General features: G+C 73.8%; 13 protein-coding genes. 7 read left to right on the forward strand and 6 right to left on the reverse strand.

Annotation, left to right across the window (positions count from 1 at the left end; all coding sequences use genetic code 11):
• Positions 1–175 precede the first annotated feature (175 nt).
• The 4 genes from ACFY8W_RS14120 (at position 176) to ACFY8W_RS14135 (ending at position 8,986) form a co-directional block, all read left to right on the forward strand.
• On the forward strand, positions 176–2,356 hold the full coding sequence (locus ACFY8W_RS14120) for an acyl-CoA dehydrogenase family protein (protein ID WP_391104453.1): 2,181 nt from the start codon (positions 176–178) through the stop codon (positions 2,354–2,356).
• Positions 2,357–2,395: 39 nt separating this feature from the next.
• Positions 2,396–3,589, forward strand: a complete 1,194-nt coding sequence (locus ACFY8W_RS14125) for a beta-ketoacyl synthase N-terminal-like domain-containing protein (protein WP_391104455.1) — start codon at positions 2,396–2,398, stop codon at positions 3,587–3,589.
• Positions 3,590–3,686: 97 nt separating this feature from the next.
• Complete coding sequence (locus ACFY8W_RS14130) at positions 3,687–5,228, forward strand: DHA2 family efflux MFS transporter permease subunit (protein ID WP_391104458.1); 1,542 nt, start codon at positions 3,687–3,689, stop codon at positions 5,226–5,228.
• A 140-nt stretch (positions 5,229–5,368) separates the two neighbouring features.
• Positions 5,369–8,986 (forward strand): FlgD immunoglobulin-like domain containing protein, encoded by a 3,618-nt coding sequence (locus ACFY8W_RS14135; protein WP_391104460.1) that lies wholly within the window; start codon positions 5,369–5,371, stop codon positions 8,984–8,986.
• Positions 8,987–9,023: 37 nt separating this feature from the next.
• Here the strand turns inward: ACFY8W_RS14135 and ACFY8W_RS14140 are convergent, their stop codons facing one another.
• The 3 genes from ACFY8W_RS14140 to ACFY8W_RS14150 all read right to left on the reverse strand — a co-directional run bounded on the left by ACFY8W_RS14140 (position 9,024) and on the right by ACFY8W_RS14150 (position 11,191).
• Positions 9,024–9,656 (reverse strand): response regulator, encoded by a 633-nt coding sequence (locus tag ACFY8W_RS14140; protein WP_391105524.1) that lies wholly within the window; start codon positions 9,654–9,656, stop codon positions 9,024–9,026.
• Between the two features lie 140 nt (positions 9,657–9,796).
• On the reverse strand, positions 9,797–10,624 hold the full coding sequence (locus tag ACFY8W_RS14145; RefSeq protein WP_391104462.1) for a tyrosinase family protein: 828 nt from the start codon (positions 10,622–10,624) through the stop codon (positions 9,797–9,799).
• A 147-nt stretch (positions 10,625–10,771) separates the two neighbouring features.
• A complete protein-coding gene (locus ACFY8W_RS14150) occupies positions 10,772–11,191 on the reverse strand; it encodes a tyrosinase family oxidase copper chaperone (protein ID WP_391104464.1) in 420 nt (139 codons plus the stop codon).
• 341 nt (positions 11,192–11,532) lie between these two features.
• On the opposite strand from ACFY8W_RS14150, the gene ACFY8W_RS14155 reads away from it, so the two are divergent.
• Entirely contained in the window at positions 11,533–11,769 is a 237-nt protein-coding gene (locus ACFY8W_RS14155) for a hypothetical protein (protein ID WP_391104466.1), read from the forward strand.
• A 10-nt stretch (positions 11,770–11,779) separates the two neighbouring features.
• Here the strand turns inward: ACFY8W_RS14155 and ACFY8W_RS14160 are convergent, their stop codons facing one another.
• The 3 genes from ACFY8W_RS14160 to ACFY8W_RS14170 all read right to left on the reverse strand — a co-directional run bounded on the left by ACFY8W_RS14160 (position 11,780) and on the right by ACFY8W_RS14170 (position 14,720).
• The gene (locus ACFY8W_RS14160; RefSeq protein WP_391105526.1) at positions 11,780–12,943 is read right to left on the reverse strand and encodes a histidine kinase; all 1,164 of its coding nucleotides are present in this window, start codon (positions 12,941–12,943) and stop codon (positions 11,780–11,782) included.
• An 80-nt stretch (positions 12,944–13,023) separates the two neighbouring features.
• Positions 13,024–13,746, reverse strand: a complete 723-nt coding sequence (locus tag ACFY8W_RS14165) for an ABC transporter permease (protein WP_391104469.1) — start codon at positions 13,744–13,746, stop codon at positions 13,024–13,026.
• Positions 13,743–14,720 (reverse strand): ATP-binding cassette domain-containing protein, encoded by a 978-nt coding sequence (locus ACFY8W_RS14170; protein ID WP_391105528.1) that lies wholly within the window; start codon positions 14,718–14,720, stop codon positions 13,743–13,745. Before ACFY8W_RS14170 ends, ACFY8W_RS14165 begins: the two co-directional genes overlap by 4 nt.
• A 550-nt stretch (positions 14,721–15,270) precedes the next feature.
• Here ACFY8W_RS14170 and ACFY8W_RS14175 point away from each other — a divergent pair.
• Together ACFY8W_RS14175 and ACFY8W_RS14180 are read left to right on the forward strand one after the other, a co-directional pair.
• The gene (locus ACFY8W_RS14175) at positions 15,271–16,125 is read left to right on the forward strand and encodes a MaoC/PaaZ C-terminal domain-containing protein (RefSeq protein WP_391104472.1); all 855 of its coding nucleotides are present in this window, start codon (positions 15,271–15,273) and stop codon (positions 16,123–16,125) included.
• A 22-nt stretch (positions 16,126–16,147) separates the two neighbouring features.
• A complete protein-coding gene (locus tag ACFY8W_RS14180; protein WP_391104474.1) occupies positions 16,148–17,224 on the forward strand; it encodes an alcohol dehydrogenase catalytic domain-containing protein in 1,077 nt (358 codons plus the stop codon).
• Positions 17,225–17,253 lie beyond the last annotated feature (29 nt).

Consider the following 17,253-nt stretch of genomic DNA (forward strand, 5'->3'; position numbering starts at 1 on the left):
CGCAGGCCGTAGACCGCCAGCCCGCGCCCCGCACCCCATGCCGCAGTCCCGTCCCGCCGCCCGCCTCTCTCATCCCCGCCGCCCGCACCTCCCCGCCGCCCCGCAGCATCCGCCTTCAGATCAGGCCCGCATCTGACCTTCCGTCAGATTGGAACGTGTTCTAGTCTGCCGTGCCATGGGCATCGCCATCACGCACGAACAGCGGGAGCTCGCCCGGTCCGTCCGCGGCTGGCTCACCCGCGCCGTACCGCCGGAGGAGGTCCGCAAGCACCTCGACCTCCCGGACCTCGCGGCCGCCCGCCCCGCGTACTGGGACGGCGCCGCCGGGCAGGGACTGCTCGGGGTGCATCTGCCCGAGGAGTGCGGGGGCGGGGGCGGCGATCTGGTCGACCTCGCCGTGGTCCTGGAGGAGGCCGGGCGGGCCGTGCTGCCCGGGCCCCACCTGCCGAGCGTCCTCGCCGCCGAGCTGCTGCACCGTGCCGGACACGGCGAGGAGGCCGCCGCCGTCGCGGGCGGCGGGCGCGTCGCGGCCGTGGCCCTCGGTGCGGGCACCCTGACCGCCGCGCCCTCCCGCACCGGCGACGGGCTCGTCCTCGACGGCGTCGCCCCGCCCGTGCTCGGCGCCGCCTGCGCCGACCTGATCGTCCTGCCCGCGCGCGCCGTCCACGGGACCGTGTGGCTCGCCGTGGACGCCGACGCCCTCGCCGTACGCCTCCACGCCTCCGCCGACCCCACCCGGCCGACCGCCGAGGTCCGCGCCGACGGCGTCCTCGTGCCCGGCGGACGCGTCCTCGCCGCCGACTCCGGCCTCGTCCACGACCTCGCCGCCGTCCTCCTCGCCGCCGACGCCTGCGGCACCGCCTCCCGCGCCCTCGACACCGCCGCCGAACACGCCCGCACCCGCGTCCAGTTCGGCCGTCCCATCGGACAGTTCCAAGGCGTCAAACACCTCTGCGCCGACATGCTCGTCCGGCTCGAACAGGCCCGCGCCCTGACCTGGGACGCCGCCCGCGCCGCCCGCGAGACCCGAGGGGACGCGCGGTCCCTGACCGCGTCCCTCGCCGCCGCCACCGCCCTCGACGCCGCCTACACCACCGCCAAGGACTGCGTGCAGATCCTCGGCGGCATCGGCTTCACCTGGGAGCACGACGCCCACCTCCTCCTGCGCCGCGCCCTCGTCGCCCGCCAGATCCTCGGCACCGGCGACGGCCACCGCCTCGCCGCCGCCCGTCTCACCGCTGCCGGGACCCGGCGCGAACTCCGTATCGAACTCCCCGAGGAAGCGAAGCAGTTCCGGGCCGAGGCCCGCGAAGCCCTCGCGCCCGCCGTCGGGCTCGACCCGCACGCCGCGCGCAAGGCCCTCGCCGGGACCGGCTACGCCGCACCACACCTGCCGGAGCCGTACGGGCTCGGCGCCGGGCCGGTGCGACAGCTCGCCGTCCAGCGCGAGGCGGAGGCCCTCGGCATCCGGCTCAGCCCGCTGTCCATCGCCACCTGGGTCGTGCCCTCGCTTATCGCCTACGGCACGCCCGCCCAGCGCGCCCGCCACCTCGGGCCCACCCTGCGCGGCGAACAGCAGTGGTGCCAGCTCTTCTCCGAACCCGAGGCCGGCTCCGACCTCGCCTCCCTCCGCACCCGCGCCGAACCCGTCGAAGGTGGCGGCTGGCGCGTCAACGGGCAGAAGGTGTGGACGAGTTCGGCCCAGTGGGCCGACTACGGCATCCTCCTCGCCCGCACCGATCCCGACGCGCCCAAGCACCGCGGCCTCACCTACTTCCTCGTCGACATGAAGAACACGCCCGGCATCGACATCCGGCCGCTGAAGGAGATCACCGGCGAGTCGCTGTTCAACGAGGTCTGGTTCGACGACGCCGTGCTGCCCGCCGACGCCGTCGTGGGCGAGGTCGACGACGGCTGGCGGGTGGCCCGCAACACCCTCGGCAACGAGCGCGTCCACATGGCCGACCAGGTCGCCTTCGACACCGGCCTCGAAGCGCTCATCGCCGCCTCGGCGCGCGACACCGCCGACCACGCGCTCCGGGCCCGGATCGGCGGCCTCGTCGCCGAGGCGCACGCCCTCGCCTGCATCGGCCTGCGCACCACGCTCCTCCAGGTGTCCGGCCTCGAACCGGGCCCCGGCGCCAGCGTCCGCAAGCTCGTCCAGACCCTCCACCAGCAGAAGGTCGCCGAGCTCGGCCTCGAACTCCTGGGCCCGGCGGGCGCCGTGGCCGAAGGTCCCGGTGAACGGGCCGTCCACGGACTGCTGATGTCGCGCTGCCTGACCATCGCGGGCGGCACCACGCAAGTACAGCTCAACGTCGTCGCCGAGCGGCTGCTCGGCCTGCCCAGAGACTGACCCGAGACACCGAACCGAGAGACCGAGGGGGCCCCGGACATGGGGAAGACGTACATCGTGGGCGTCGGCATGACGAAGTTCGAGAAGCCGGAGACCCGCGACTGGCAGTACTGGGACATGGCGAAGGAGGCCGGCACCGCCGCCCTGGACGACGCCGGCATCCCGTACGGCCTCGTCCAGCAGGTGCCCGTCGGCTACTGCTTCCAGGCCTCGACGGCCGGACAGCGCGCCGCGTACGAACTCGGGCTCACCGGCGTGCCCGTCTACAACGTCAACAACAACTGCGCCACCGCGTCCACGGCGCTGATGATGGCCCGGCAGTTCGTGGCGGGCGGCGCCGCCGACTGCGTGCTCGCGCTCGGCTTCGAGAAGATGGCACGCGGCGCCCTCGGCGGCGGATCGGACGGCGGGGACTTCGCGAGCTCACCGGTCGCCCGGCACTACGGGATCATGGCGGCCGGACACGGCTTCGAGATGGCACCGCCCACCGCGCAGATCTTCGGCAACGCGGCCCGCGAGCACATGGACCGCTACGGGACCACCGAGGTGCAGCTCGCCGCCGTCGCCGCCAAGAACCACCAGCACTCCTCCCGGAACCCCAACGCCCAGTTCCAGGACGTCTACTCGGTCGAGGAGATCCTCGCCGCCCGGACCATCCACCGGCCGCTGACCAAGCTCCAGTGCTCGCCCACCTCCGACGGGGCGGCCGCGGCGGTCGTCGTCTCCGAGCGCTTCGTCGACGAGCACGGCCTGCGCGACCGGGCCGTGGAGATCGCGGCCCAGGCCATGACCACCGACACCGAGGAGTCCTTCGCCTCCGGCTCCTGCATCGACGTCGTCGGCCGGCCCATGTCGCGGTCCGCCGCCCGGCAGGTGTACGAGGCCTCGGGGCTCGGCATCGAGGACGTCGACGTCGTCGAGCTGCACGACTGCTTCTCCGTCAACGAGCTCCTCACGTACGAGGCGCTGGGCATGTGCGAGGACGGCGCGTCCGGCAAGCTCGTCGAGTCCGGCGCCACGACGTACGGCGGCCGCTGGGTCGTCAATCCCTCCGGCGGGCTCATCTCCAAGGGCCACCCGCTGGGCGCCACCGGCCTCGCGCAGGCCGCCGAACTGGTCTGGCAGCTGCGCGGCGAGGCGGGCCCGCGCCAGGTGCCGGGCGCACGCGTCGGCCTCGCCCACAACATCGGCCTGGGCGGCGCGGCGGTGGTGACGATGCTGCGGAGGTCGTAGGGCGCTGTGCCGAGGGGCCGGGTCGGGCGGTCGTCCTCGGGGTCGTAGGACGTTATCCCGATGTACGGGTCTTGGCACGTCTGCGACCATGACACGCATGCCGCGAACCGACCCCGCCGCCGACTCCGATTCCGTCTCCGATTCCGTCTCCGACTCCGATTCCGTCTCCGGTTCGGCCTCCGATTCGGCCTCTGCCCCGCCGGCCGCGAAGACGGCCGACCCGTCCATACCCTCGTCCTCCGCCCGCCGCCCCTGGCTGGTCGTGCTCGTCGCCAGCGCGGCCCAGTTCCTCGTCGTGCTCGACGTGTCGGTGGTCAACGTGGCGCTGCCGTCGATGCGGGAGGCGCTCGGGCTGACGGCATCGGGGCTGCAGTGGGTCGTCAACGTGTACTCGATCGCGTTCGCCGGCTTCATGCTCCTCGGCGGCCGGGCGGCGGACCTCTTCGGCCGCAAGCGGATGTTCGTCGTCGGCCTCACCCTCTTCACCCTGGCCTCGGTCGCGGGCGGCCTCGCCCAGGAGGGCTGGCAGCTGCTCGCCGCCCGCGCCGTGCAGGGCCTCGGCGCGGCCGTCCTGTCCCCGTCGACGCTCACCCTCATCACGGCGGCCGTGCCCGCCGGGCCCGCCCGCGGCCGGGCCGTCGGCACCTGGACGGCGGTCGGCGCGGCGGGCGGCGCCGCCGGTGGCTTCGTCGGCGGCGTCCTGGTCGACCTGCTCTCCTGGCGCTGGGTGCTGCTCATCAACGTGCCCGTCGGCGCGCTCGTCCTCGCCGGCGCCTTCTGGTGGCTGAGCGAGAGCCGCGTCGGCGGCGGCCGGCGGCTCGACCTGCCGGGCGCGGTCCTCGTCACCGCCGGCCTGGCGACCCTCGCGTACGGCATCGTGCAGACGGAGGAGTCCGGCTGGACGTCCGCCGCGACCCTGGTGCCGCTGGCCGCCGGACTGCTCCTGCTCGCGGCCTTCGTCGCCGTCGAGGCCCGGGTGGCGGCGGAGCCGCTGATGCCGCTGCGGATCTTCCGTACGCGGGCGGTGTCGGCCGCCAACGTGACGATGCTGCTGTGCGGTTCGACCTCGTTCGGCATGTGGTTCTTCATGACGCTCTACGCGCAGAACGTCCTCGGCTACGAGCCGCTGGAGGCCGGGCTCGCCCTCGTCCCCAGCTCCGCCAGCGTCATCGCCGGATCCAAGCTCGCCCCGCGCCTGCTGCCCCGGCTCGGCGCCCGCCGGGTCGCGGTCCTCGGCGCGCTGGTCGCCGCGGGCGGCTTCGCCTGGCAGTCGACGATGACGGCCGACGGCTCGTACCTCACCGCGATCCTGCTGCCCGGCGTCCTGATGATGTTCGGCATCGGCCTCGGCTCCACGCCGCTCGCCGTCCTGGCCACCAGCCGGGTGCCCGCGGCCGAGGCCGGTCTCGCCTCCGGCCTCATCAACACCTCCCGCACCATGGGCGGCGCCCTCGGCCTCGCCGTCCTCTCCACCGTGGCGGCCTCGGTCACGGCCGGCGGGACCGACCCGGAGGCCCTGACCTCGGGCTACGCGGCGGCGTTCCGGGTGGCGGCGGGCGTGCTGACGGCCACGGCGGTGGTGATGGCGGTGTGGCTGCCGAAGCCGGCGCCGAAGGCGACGGGAAAAGATCAGAAGTAGTCGCACACGGCTGTTAGAGTCACGCCGTTCGTACGGGTGAGCGGACGCGGAGGGCTGGGGGCCCTCGCGCCGGACCGGGACGGTGGCACGACCACCGCCGACGGCCTCCCCGTACCGCATCCCATGGGGGAGGAACCCACTTGAGCAGCTCAACCCGCAGGCGCGGGCGGGCGCGCGGCTTCGTCCACGCCGCCCTCGTTCTCTCGCTCGCCGTACCGACGGGCCTCGGTGCCGCCGGTGCGGCGTTCGCCGCGGACCCGGCGACCGACCCGGCGACGGCGCCGGTCGTCGTCCCCGCGGGCGCGCGCTTCGTCCCGCGCGCCACGCTCGTCCTCAACGCCGGCCAGACCGGCTTCCTGACCGCGCAGGAGGGCGACGACCGCCTGCGCTGGATCGACTACGCCACCGGCGCCACCACCGTCCTCGACCAGCGGCTCCCGCAGAAGCCGGTGTACGACGTCGACAACGGCCGGTTCACCTCCGAGCCGGCGGTCGGCGGACACGGCTACGGCATGGACTACTTCGCGCTCTACGCGGAGAGCCCGAAGCCGCACGTCAGCCTGCTGCCCGTGAAGAGCGGCCCGGCCGACGGCACCGCCGAGGTCACCGTGATCGACATCCCCGAGGGCCAGTCGTACGTCGGCACCTACGGCACCACCGTCGTCACCCGCACCGGGACGGTGGCGGCGACCACGTCGCTGCACCTGCTCACCGCCGGCGCCGACGGCACCACCCAGGACCGCCCGCTCACCGGGCTTCCCGAGGGCTGGCGGGTCTACGTCAACGACAGCGACAAGAAGTCGATCGTCATCAGCGCGAGCCGCTGGGTCGACTCGACGGCCGAGACCGCCTCGTGGCTGGTGAACCTCGCCGAGGGCGTCCTCGAGCCGCTGCCGCAGCGCCAGACCTGGGACACCTTCAAGCTCGGCCCCGACCACATCCTGCGCAAGGGCTACTACGAGGCCACGGTCCTCGACCGGAACGACCCCGCGGCGGCCGGGCGGGACCTCGACCTGCGGGACATGCCCTACGGGGACGACTACGTCGCCCTCGGCACGAAGCCCGACGCCACCGTGCTGCTCAGCCTCGGCGGGATCCAGCCGGGCAACAACGAGTACCGGGGCGCACCGCTGTTCACCTACCGCCCGGGCGTCGGCAACGAGGCCGTGCTCGAACTGGCCAGGGGCCAGCTCGTCACGCTGCCCGACGGATCGGTGATCGTCGCCGGTGCGGAGACCGTGCCCTCGTACGGCGCTCCCGACTGGGCCTACTACCGCTTCGCCCTCGCCGCCGACGGCAGCGTCACCCGCACCAAGGTCGCGGACATCGAGGACATGGAGGCCAGGCCGTTCGGCATCGCGCTCGGCAGCGGCATCCTGACCACCGCCGACGACTCGCACGCCTACGCGCCGCACACCTACGTCGGCGCGTACCGCAGCACCTGGCTGAACACCTCGGGCCGCCCCGAGCCGGGCCGCACCACGACGGACGGCCTGATCAGCGGCGACGACGAGGAGTGCGACGCCGAGCAGGGTTACTGCCTCACCATGTTCGCCTCCGGCGACGGCCTCCACGGACGCAAGAACTCCCGCTGGCCCGGTGGGACGGTGCTCCTGGAGAACGGTTCCCAGGAGTGGGGACCGCGGATCGACGGCGTGGTGTCCACACCGCGGATGGCGGACCTCTCCGGCCGCTACGGCCTGGTCCAGGAAGCCGTCCAGGGCGGCCCGCAGGCCGTAGTGGACTTCGGCACCGGCGCCGGCAAGGGCACGGCGCCCAAGGTGGTGCTGAAGCGCGACCCGATGCCGGCGGCGCTCTGGGGCGACACGCTGTGGGGCGCGGGCAAGAGCGGCTCGACCGTCAGCGCCACGTCCCTGGCGGCCGGTGGCACGACCGTCACCGAGTCCTTCGCCATCCCGGGCGCCTGCCGCCCGTCCGAGCTCCAGGCGGTGGGACGTTTCGTCTACTGGCACTGCGACGAGGGCTACAGCGGGAGCTTCCGGGGCGCGGGCGTCTACGACCGCCAGGCGAAGAAGTTCACGACCGCCCCGGCCGGTTCGACCCTCCTCGGTGACGGCTACCTCGCCGTCGCCAACGAGGGCCAGGGCATCGACGTCTACGACCTCCAGGGCGGACTGCCGGCCTCCGGCACCCATGCGGACCTGCCCAAGCGCAACGCGGTGAGCGGCGCGGACCTCGGCACGTCCACCCGGGCCCGGGTCAACTGGACCGTGGACCGCTTCGGCGGTCACCTGGCGTACGTCGGCGACGACCGGCGCGTGCGGGTCGTGCCCACCGGCGTCCAGACCTCCCCGCTCACCGTGATCGACCAGGCGGTGCCGGGCACGGCTCTCGACCTGACGACCTCCGGCGCGAGCGTCGGCGGCCGCTGGTGGCTCTCCAAGCCCGCCGCGTCCTGGGAGTTCACGCTCCGCCACGCGGCGACCGGCGACGTCGTCCGCACCGTGCGCGGCACCGACGCCCGGGGCCGGGTGGACGCCGCCTGGGACGGCAAGGACGAGGCCGGCAAGTCCGTCGCCAACGGCGCGTACACCTGGACCCTGACCGCCGTCCCGGCGGACGGCGCGGGCCCGGTGCTGCAGCGCACCGGCCCGGTCCATGTGCTCGGCGGCGCGGCCTCCGGCACCTACCGTCCGGTGACGCCTTCGCGCGTGATGGACACCCGTAGTGGTGTGGGCGTGCCGAAGGCGAAGCTGGGCCCGGGTGGCACGGTGACGCTGACGGTCGCCGGCCAGGGTGGCGTTCCGGCGTCCGGTGTGACGGCCGTGGTGATGAACGTGACGGCGACGAACGCGACGGCGGGCACCTTCGTGTCGGTCTATCCGGCGGGCACGACGCGTACGAGTGCGTCGAACCTGAACGTGGTGGCCGGTCAGACGGTCCCGAACCTGGTCGTGGTGCCGGTGAAGGACGGCAAGGTCACGTTCTACAACAAGTCGGGCTCGCTCGACCTGCTCGCCGACGTGGCCGGCTACTACACGACGGACGGGGAGGGATCCCGCTTCCGTCCGGTGACGCCTTCGCGCGTGATGGACACCCGCAGCGGCGTCGGCGTGGCGAAGGCCAAGGTCGGTGCCGGCGGCACGGTGACCCTGACGGTCGCCGGCCAGGGCGAGGTCCCCGCCTCGAACGTCACGGCCGTGGTGATGAACGTGACGGCGACGAACGCGACGGCGGGCACCTTCGTGTCGGTCTACCCGGCGGGCACGACGCGCACGAGCGCGTCGAACCTGAACGTGGTGGCCGGCCAGACCGTCCCGAACCTCGTCATCGTCCCCGTACAGGACGGCAAGGTCACCTTCTACAACCGCGCGGGCACCGTCGACCTCCTCGCGGACGTCGCCGGCTACTACACGACGGAGCCCACCGGCTCCCTCTACGAGCCCGTCACTCCGTCGCGCGTGATGGACACCCGTAGTGGTGTGGGCGTGCCGAAGGCCAAGGTCGGCCCGGGTGGCACGGTGACGCTGACGGTCGCCGGCCAGGGTGGCGTCCCGGCGTCCGGTGTGACGGCCGTGGTGATGAACGTGACGGCGACGAACGCGACGGCGGGCACCTTCGTGTCGGTCTACCCGGCGGGCACGACGCGCACGAGCGCGTCGAACCTGAACGTGGTGGCCGGTCAGACGGTCCCGAACCTGGTCGTGGTGCCGGTGAAGGACGGCAAGGTCACGTTCTACAACAAGTCGGGCTCGCTCGACCTGCTGGCCGACGTGGCCGGCTACTACACGGGCTGAGCCGGCGGCCCCGGCCCCGGACCGGCCGGCTCCCCGGCTACAGCCAGCCCTGCTGACGGGCCTCCCGCACCGCTTCCATGCGGTTGCGGGTGCCCGTCTTCCCGATGGCCGAGGAGAGGTAGTTGCGGACCGTGGACTCGGAGAGGTGCAGCTTCGCCGCGATGTCGGCGATGGTCGCGCCGTCCACGGAGGCGCCGAGGGCCTCGCGTTCGCGGGCCGTCAGCGGGTTCGGGCCCGCGCTGAGGGCCGCCGCCGCGAGGGCCGGGTCGATGACCGTCTCGCCGCGCAGGACCTTGCGGATGGCCTCGGCCAGCTCCTCGACGGGGCCGTCCTTCACCAGGAAACCCGCCGCGCCCGCCTCCATCGCGCGGCGCAGGTAGCCGGGCCGGCCGAAGGTCGTCAGGATCAGGACCCGGCAGTCCGGCACCTCGTCCCGCAGGTCCGCCGCCGCCTCCAGGCCCGAGCGGCCCGGCAGTTCGATGTCCAGGAGCGCCACGTCCGGCCGGGCCGTCAGCGCGGTGGCCACGATCTCGTCGCCCCGCCCCACCTGCGCGACGACCTCGATGTCCGGCTCCATCCCGAGCAGCAGCGCGAGCGCGCCCCGCATCATCCCCTGGTCCTCGGCGAGGAGGACCCTGGTCGACTTGGCCGGGCGGTGGTCCTGCGGCATCTCGTTCACAGGGAACAGCGTAGGCCGGGAGGCCTGTTGGGGCGCGTCGTACGGGACCGGGCCGCCGTACGGGACGGACGTGCCGTCGGGACGGGACCGGGCCGCCGTGCGGGACGGGTCGCGCGGGCCTCCCGGCGGTGTCACGCGGCCGTGTCGAAGGTGTAGTGGGCCGTGTGGTCCAGCATGTCCGCCGGGGTCACGTCGTTCCACGGGCGCATCGTGTCGTTGAGGTCGACGACGTTCGGGGTGCCCGCGGCCGGGAGGTAGGCCGACTTGGGGTGGCGGGCCTGCCAGTCGGCCCACAGCTTGTCGACGAAGGCGTGGTGCATCCAGAACACCGGGTCGTTCGGGGACACCCCGGTGGCCATCTGGCCGCCGACCCAGACGTGGACGCGGTTGTGGAGGTTCACGCCGCGCCAGCCCTCCAGGTGGTTCCGGAAGCCCTCCGACGAGCTGTTCCACGGAGCCGTGTCGTACGTCTCCATGGCGAGGACCGAGTCCACCTCGGCGCGCGTCGGCAGCTGGCGCCCGCCCGCGCCCAGGTCGCGCCGCAGGTAGTCGCGGCCGTCCACCCGGACGTTGATCGTCCAGCGGTTGCCGGACCGGGCGAACGCGCCGTCGAGCACCTGGCCGTCACGCGCGCGGCCGGTGCCGCCGAGGAAGTCGGGCGCCCAGAGCGAGGAGCGGGAGGTGCGGTCGGCCGTCCAGTCCCAGTAGGGCAGGGCGACGGTCGGGTCGACCGACTGCAGCGCCTGCTCGAACTCCAGGAGGAAGCGCCGGTGCCACGGCAGGAACGACGGCGACCGGTGCCCGACGCGGTCGCCGGTGTCCGTATCGCCCATGATGAAGGCGTTGTGCGTGGTGACGAAGGCGTCGTAGCGGCCGGAGCGCTTGAGTTCGAGCAGCGCGGCGACGAAGCGCCGCTTCTCGTCGGCGGTCAGCGTGGCCTGGTTCTTGCGTATGGTCATGACGGTGTACGGCTCCTGGAGCTGGTGGTTCGGGCGGATCTGCGGATCGGCGGACCGGGCGGACCGGCGGACCGGGCGGACCGGCGGACCGGGCGGATCGGTGGATCAGCCGGACCGGCACTGGGCGGACCGGGCGGGATCTGCGGATCAGGCGACGGTGAGCGGGACGAGCGGTGCGCCCTGGAGCTCGCGGACGGCCGCGCGGGCGGCCGCCTTGGGCGTGGCGACGGGCTCGTAGTGCGTGATCACGCTGATCCAGGTGCCGTCGGCGTTCTGCATGACGTGCAGTTCCGCCCCGTCGATCGTGACGCTGTAGCCCCCGCCGTGGCCGCCCCCGTGGCCACCTCCGTGGGACCCCCCGTGGTGTCCGCCGCCCTGCGCGGGGCCACCCTTGATGCGGCGGCCCAGGTAGACCTCGTCGAACGACCCCGGAGCCGAGGCGCCGCCCGTCGCGGCCGCGACGGGCGAGCCGGCGGCGCTGGCCTGGCCGGCCAGGGCGAGGCCCGCTGCGGCCCCGGCGGCGCCGGCGGCGACGCCCAGGGCCTTGCGGCGAGTGATGCTGGACATGGAAACCCCCTGATGGTCTGTGCAGCCGGGGGTTGGTCATATGCCCCCGGTAGATCCCATCGGTACCGTCGACGGCCGGGTTGCCGGAAATCGCCGGGAACGGGTTGGTCGCGAAGTGGACAACTTCGTGCGTAAAGTGCAAAGTTGAACGGAGTTGATCTTGCTGTGCGGGTCTCCGCCGAGCGCGCGGAGGGAAATGTTCCGCAGGTGGGGGCGGCGTGCCGCGAAGGATCTTCCGAGGCGGCCGCGCCGTGTGGTGGGGGCCACCCCGTCAACGTGTCCGGATAGCGACCGCACCCCCGGTGCCGCACCCCTCGTCGCACCCCGCTCGTTGGCAGGGCATGAACACCACCCAGCGCGCATGTGCCGCCGTCCTCCTCGCCGGAGCCGCCCTCGGTCTCTGCGGCGCCCCGCAGGCCCTCGCCGCCGACAACCCGCACGCCCAGGCCCAGGACGCCGGTCTCGTCGACCTGCTCGGCCTCGACGAGGTGGGCCGCGACAACAAGCCCCAGGCGTCGATCAGCGGGAACAGCTCCGACGCGAACATCGGCGGGCAGGTCAGCGAGCAGCACACCTGACGGACCGGGGCTACGGCTCCGTCGCCGGCTCCACCCCGGGCTCCACCGGCAGCTCCGCCGTCACCCGGTACCCGCCGCGCGGGCCCGGCCCCGAGTCCAGGGTGCCGCCCGCCGCGGCGACCCGTTCCCGCAGGCCCCGCAGACCGCTGCCGGGCGCGGCGCCGGCGGGGACGCCGCGACCGTCGTCCGTCACCGTCACCCGCACCCGCTCGGGACCGCCACCGACCTCGATCTCGCAGCGGGTCGCGCCGCTGTGCCGCACCGCGTTCGTCACCGACTCGCGGACCACCCAGCTCAACAGGGCCTCCGTCTGCGGTTCGAGGGGCGGGCCCGACTGGCGGACCACCGGCGCGATGCCGGCGGAGGACAGGGCGTCGCGGGCGCGGTCCAGCTCGGTCGTGAGCGAGGCCTCCCGGTAGCCCGTCACCGCCTCGCGGATCTCCGTCAGCGCCTGCCGGCCGACCGTCTCGATGTCCGCGAGCTGCGCGAACGCCAGGTCCAGGTCGCGCGGCGCCAGGCGGCGGGCCGCCTCCGCCTTCACCACGACGACGGACAGCGTGTGGCCGAGCAGGTCGTGCAGGTCGCGGGAGAAGCGCAGCCGCTCCTTCTCCACCGCCGTGCGGGCGAGTTCCTCCTGGGTGGCCCGCAGTTGGAGGACCGTGCTGTTCAGGGTGAGGATCGCCGCCGTCACCATGACCGAGATGAACGTGCCGTACACGACCCCGAAGGAGTCCCAGCCGTCCCGCCAGAACGTCACCGCCGAGACCGCCAGGACCAGAGGGAAGACGATCAGCCGCAGCAGCACCGCGCCGCGTACGATCGCGCCGACCGCGAGGCCGAGCAGCGGGAAGAGGAGCAGCCACTCCCTGCCGTACCCGATGGCGAGCGCGAAGGTGAGCACCGCCAGTGCGGCGAGGAGCCACCAGGTGAACGCGGTCTCGCGGCGGTGCCTGTCGAAGGCGCGGACGACGATCGCGATGTAGAGGGTGTTGAAGGCGAAGAGGCCAAGGCCGCCGATCCAGGGGTTCGGCGCCTCACCGCTGATCAGGTGGGACAGTGCGCCCAGGCCCATCAGCAGCCACGGCAGCAGGCTCAGCCCGCTCGGTCCCTCCTGGTGCCGCTTCTCCGCGCGCGCCCGCAGCGCCGCGCGCCTGCACCGCCACCAGTCCCTCATCCGCGCCACCGGTCCCTCGTCCCCGCCCGCATCCCCGCTCCTCCGCGCCGTGCTCCGTCACCCCTGTGGTGCCGTCGCGTTCACGCCGCGCGTGCCGAACGACGGTACGAGACCGCCGCGTACGCGCCGAACAGGGCCGTCCACGCCGCCAGGACCGTCAGCGCCGCCGCCCCCGGCGCCGTGCCCTCCGCGACCGCGCGGCCGAGCTCCGAGAAGCGGCTGGTCGGGGTGTACGAGGAGAGCGTCGCCAGCCACTCCGGGAACAGGTCGACGGGGAACCACAGGCCGCCGACCACCGCGAGGCCCAGGTTGCAGGCCACGTTGACGACTCCCGTCGTCTGCGCGGAGAGGCGGTAGCCGTTGCCGAGGCCGAGCAGGGTGAAGGGCAGCGAACCGGCCCACAGCGCGAGGGCCAGGACCGCCCACTGCCAGGCGTCGAGCCGTACGCCGTTGGCGAGACCGCCCGCGAGCAGCACCGCGGCGATGGCGGGCAGGACGACGACCGTACCGGTCAGGGCACGGCCGGTGACCACCTGGCGCGGCGTCATCGGAGTGATCCGCAACTGCCGCAGCCAGCCGGAGGACTTGTCCTCGGCGACCCCGGTGCCGAGCGACAGCGCGGCGCCCAGCGCGCCGTACGCCGCCATGCCGACCATCGCGGACGTCTTGAACCCGGCGCTGTTCTGGCCGCCGAGGTTGGTGAAGAGCAGGTACATCATGACCGGCACGCCGACGGAGGAGATCGCGAAACCGGCGTCCCGCAGGGTGCGGCGGACCTCGAGGCGTACGTAGGCGGTGATCATCGGACCCGCTCCAGGGTGTCGTCGGTGCCGTGGGCGCTTCGGGTGCCAGGCGTGGCAGGCGTGGCGGCCGTGGAAGGCGTGGAAGGCGTGGAAGGCGTGGCAGACATGGCAGAAGTTGCAGGCATTGCAGAAGTGGCAGAGGCGGCGTGGGTGGCGTGGGCGGCGCCCCGGGTGAGGGCCAGGAAGGCGTCGTTGAGCGAGACCGGGGCCACCTCCAGGCGCCGGACGAGGCCCCCGGCCGCCAGCGCCAGCACCGTCGCGTCGGAGTCGTCGCTGCGCAGCCGGGCCCGGTCGCCGCGGATCTCCACCGAGGTCACGCCGGGCAGCACGGCAAGACCGTCGGTGGGCCGGCCGGCCAGGTCGAAGGAGACCGTCGAGCCGCCGGCCGCGCGCTTGAGCTGCTCGGCGGTGCCGTCGGCGAGGACGCGGCCGGAGTCGACGAGCACGATCCGGTCGGCGTGGTCGTCGGCCTCCTCCAGGTAGTGGGTGGAGAAGAGGACGGTGTTGCCGCGCCGGGCGTAGCGGCGCATCGAGTCCCAGAAGGCCTCGCGGGCCTCGACGTCGAGCGCGGCCGTCGGCTCGTCCAGGACCAGCAGTTCGGGGTTGCCGGCCAGCGCGACCGCGAACCGCACGCGCTGCGCCTGGCCGCCGGAGAGCCGGTCGACGCGGCGGCCCGCGAGCTCGGTCAGGCCGGCGAGCGTGAGGGCCTCGTCGACGGGCAGCGGGTCCGGGTAGGTCCGCGCGACGAAGCCGACCAGCTCGCGGACGGTGACCCGGGGCACCGGGCGGGTGTCCTGGAGCATCGCGCCGACCCGGCCGGCCGCCACCGCGCGGGCCGGCTCGGCGCCGAAGAGCCGGACCCGGCCGCCGTCGGGCTCGTCGAGGCCGAGGAGGAGGTTGATGGTGGTCGACTTGCCGGCGCCGTTGCGGCCGAGCAGGGCCACGGTCTCGCCGCGGCGGATGGCGAGGTCCATCCCGTCCACGGCCCGTACGGCGCCGAAGGTCCTGGTCACCGCGGAGAAGGCGACCGCCGGCCCCGCTGTCCCTGCCGGCCCCGCTGTCTCGGGCGGCCCCGCTGTCTCCGCTGTCTCCGCCGGCCCCACCGTCTCCGCTGGCCTCGCCGTCCGCGCCGGCCCCGCCGTCTCGGGCGGCCCCGCTGCCCCCGCTGCCCCCGCTGCCCCCGCCGCCCCCGCCGTCTCCGCCGTCTCCGCCGTCTCCGCCGGCCTCGCCGTCCGCGCCGGCCCCGCTGTCTCGTTCGTCATGACCACGAAGTTACGGAGCGGGGCCCGGGCCCCGGCAGGCCCGGACGTACGGACCTGGCGGTGACAAATGTCCCGGGTCCGGCGCGGGTTCGGCTCGTATCTGACATGCCGTCAGGAGGGTTCACAACTTCCAGGGGCTCGGCTATACATGGGGATCACCGTTCTAGAACGCGTTCTAGAACGCCCCCGCACGGCCTCGGCGCGGTCGACGGTGCGGACGGCCGCGCCGAGGTCTTCACCTGTCACAAGGAGCAACAGAGCGATGCCCATTGACGCCGCCAAGGCCGTCGCCGCCGAGCCCCGCAGCGCGGAGATCGCCTGGGACCACAAGGACGTCCAGCTCTACCACCTCGGCCTCGGGGCGGGCGTCCCCGCGACCGACCCCGACGAGCTGCGCTACACCCTCGAATCCCGGCTCCACGTCCTGCCCAGCTTCGCCACCGTCGCGGGCGCCGGCATGGGTGTCGTCGGCGGGCTCTCCGCCCCCGGCATCGACATCGACCTCGCCGCCGTCCTCCACGGCGGACAGTCGATCACCCTGCACCGCCCGCTGCCCGTGGCCGGCAGGGCGGTCTCCACCTCCCGCGTCGCGGCCGTGTACGACAAGGGCAAGGCGGCCGTCCTCGTGCTCCGCTCCGAGGCCGCCGACGACGACGGGCCGCTGTGGACCAGCGACGCGCAGATCTTCGTACGCGGCGAGGGTGGCTGGGGCGGCGACCGCGGGCCCTCCGAGCGCCTCGAACTCCCGGACCGGAAGCCCGACGCCATCGCCGAGCGGCCCGTCCGGGAGGACCAGGCCCTGCTCTACCGGCTCTCCGGCGACTGGAACCCGCTCCACGCCGACCCCGAGTTCGCCAAGCTCGCGGGCTTCGACCGGCCGATCCTGCACGGCCTCTGCACGTACGGCATGACGCTCAAGGCCGTCGTCGACACCCTCCTCGACGGCGACGTCACGCGCGTCCGCTCGTACCGCACCCGCTTCGCAGGGATCGTCTTCCCGGGCGAGACCCTGCGGATCCGGATGTGGTCCGCCGAGGGCCGTACGCAGGTGGCGGTCACCGCCGTCGAACGGGACGACGCTCCCGTACTCGCCGACACCGTCGTCGAACACTCCTGACACCCCCGAGGGGAGCCGCACCATGCGCGCAGCCGTACTGCACGAGATCGGCCAGGACAAACTGGAGGTCCTCGACGACGTCGAGGCGGTGGGCTTCGGCCCCGGCAAGGTGCGGATCCGGGTCCGGGCCACCGGCCTGTGCCACTCCGACGTCTCCGCCATGAGCGGCGTCCTGCCGCAGCCCGCGCCCTTCGTCCCCGGGCACGAGGGCGCCGGCGACATCGTCGACATCGGCGACGGCGTCACCGGACTGAGCGTCGGCCAGCGGGTGCTGCTGTGCTGGCTGCCCGCCTGCGGCAGCTGCCCCGCCTGCAAGCGCGGCCAGACCCAGCTCTGTCTGGCCGGCTTCATGAACGCCGGCACCCCCAACTTCAAGCGCCCCGGCGGTGACCTCTTCGGCTTCGCCGGGACCGGCACCTTCGCCGAGGAGGTCGTCGTCGACGCCGGCTGCGCCGTCCCGATCCCCGACGACGTGCCCTTCGACATCGCCGCGCTCATCGGCTGCGGCGTGACCACGGGCCTCGGTGCCGCCATCAACACCGCCAAGGTGGAGGCCGGTTCGTCGGTCGCCGTCATCGGCTGCGGCGGCGTCGGCATCTCCGCCATCCAGGGGGCGAAGCTCCAGGGCGCCGCCCAGATCGTCGCCGTCGACCCGGTCGGCTCCCGCCGCGAGGCCGCCCTCCGCTTCGGCGCCACCGAGGCCGTCGCGCCCGACGCGCTCGCCGACGCCAAGCAGCGGATCACCGGCGGCGAGGGCTTCGACTACGTCTTCGAGGTCGTCGGCAGGTCCGCCACCGCGCGCACGGCGTACGAGACGACCCGGCGCGGCGGCACGCTGTGCGTGGTCGGCGCGGGCGCGCTCGACGACTTCCTCCAGCTCAACATGTTCGAGCTGTTCTTCGACGAGAAGCGGATCCTGCCGTCGATGTACGGCGGCGGGGACGTGCTCCGCTCGTACGAACGGGCCATCGCGCTCTGGCGGGCGGGCCGCATCGACCTGGCGTCCCTGATCACCCACCGGGTGCCGCTCGCCGGGATCAACGAGGCGCTGGAGCAGATGCGGACGGGCGTCGCCCTGCGCACCTGCATCGAGATCTGACCGGCACTCACACCTGGGAGGACCTGCCC

The sequence above is a fragment of the Streptomyces sp. NPDC012637 genome (assembly GCF_042954805.1).
Classification (GTDB): Bacteria; Actinomycetota; Actinomycetes; order Streptomycetales; family Streptomycetaceae; genus Streptomyces.

What these genes read in the sequence shown, in the direction of transcription:
- ACFY8W_RS14140 (WP_391105524.1), bottom strand. Translation starts at nt 9,656, where the DNA reads ATGCCGCAGGACCACCGCCCGGCCAAGTCGACCAGGGTCCTCCTCGCC.
- ACFY8W_RS14145 (WP_391104462.1), bottom strand. Translation starts at nt 10,624, where the DNA reads ATGACCATACGCAAGAACCAGGCCACGCTGACCGCCGACGAGAAGCGG.
- ACFY8W_RS14160 (WP_391105526.1), bottom strand. Translation starts at nt 12,943, where the DNA reads ATGAGGGACTGGTGGCGGTGCAGGCGCGCGGCGCTGCGGGCGCGCGCG.
- ACFY8W_RS14150 (WP_391104464.1), bottom strand. Translation starts at nt 11,191, where the DNA reads ATGTCCAGCATCACTCGCCGCAAGGCCCTGGGCGTCGCCGCCGGCGCC.
- ACFY8W_RS14155 (WP_391104466.1), top strand. Translation starts at nt 11,533, where the DNA reads ATGAACACCACCCAGCGCGCATGTGCCGCCGTCCTCCTCGCCGGAGCC.
- ACFY8W_RS14130 (WP_391104458.1), top strand. Translation starts at nt 3,687, where the DNA reads ATGCCGCGAACCGACCCCGCCGCCGACTCCGATTCCGTCTCCGATTCC.
- ACFY8W_RS14170 (WP_391105528.1), bottom strand. Translation starts at nt 14,720, where the DNA reads ATGGACCTCGCCATCCGCCGCGGCGAGACCGTGGCCCTGCTCGGCCGC.
- ACFY8W_RS14165 (WP_391104469.1), bottom strand. Translation starts at nt 13,746, where the DNA reads ATGATCACCGCCTACGTACGCCTCGAGGTCCGCCGCACCCTGCGGGAC.
- ACFY8W_RS14120 (WP_391104453.1), top strand. Translation starts at nt 176, where the DNA reads ATGGGCATCGCCATCACGCACGAACAGCGGGAGCTCGCCCGGTCCGTC.
- ACFY8W_RS14175 (WP_391104472.1), top strand. Translation starts at nt 15,271, where the DNA reads ATGCCCATTGACGCCGCCAAGGCCGTCGCCGCCGAGCCCCGCAGCGCG.
- ACFY8W_RS14125 (WP_391104455.1), top strand. Translation starts at nt 2,396, where the DNA reads ATGGGGAAGACGTACATCGTGGGCGTCGGCATGACGAAGTTCGAGAAG.
- ACFY8W_RS14180 (WP_391104474.1), top strand. Translation starts at nt 16,148, where the DNA reads ATGCGCGCAGCCGTACTGCACGAGATCGGCCAGGACAAACTGGAGGTC.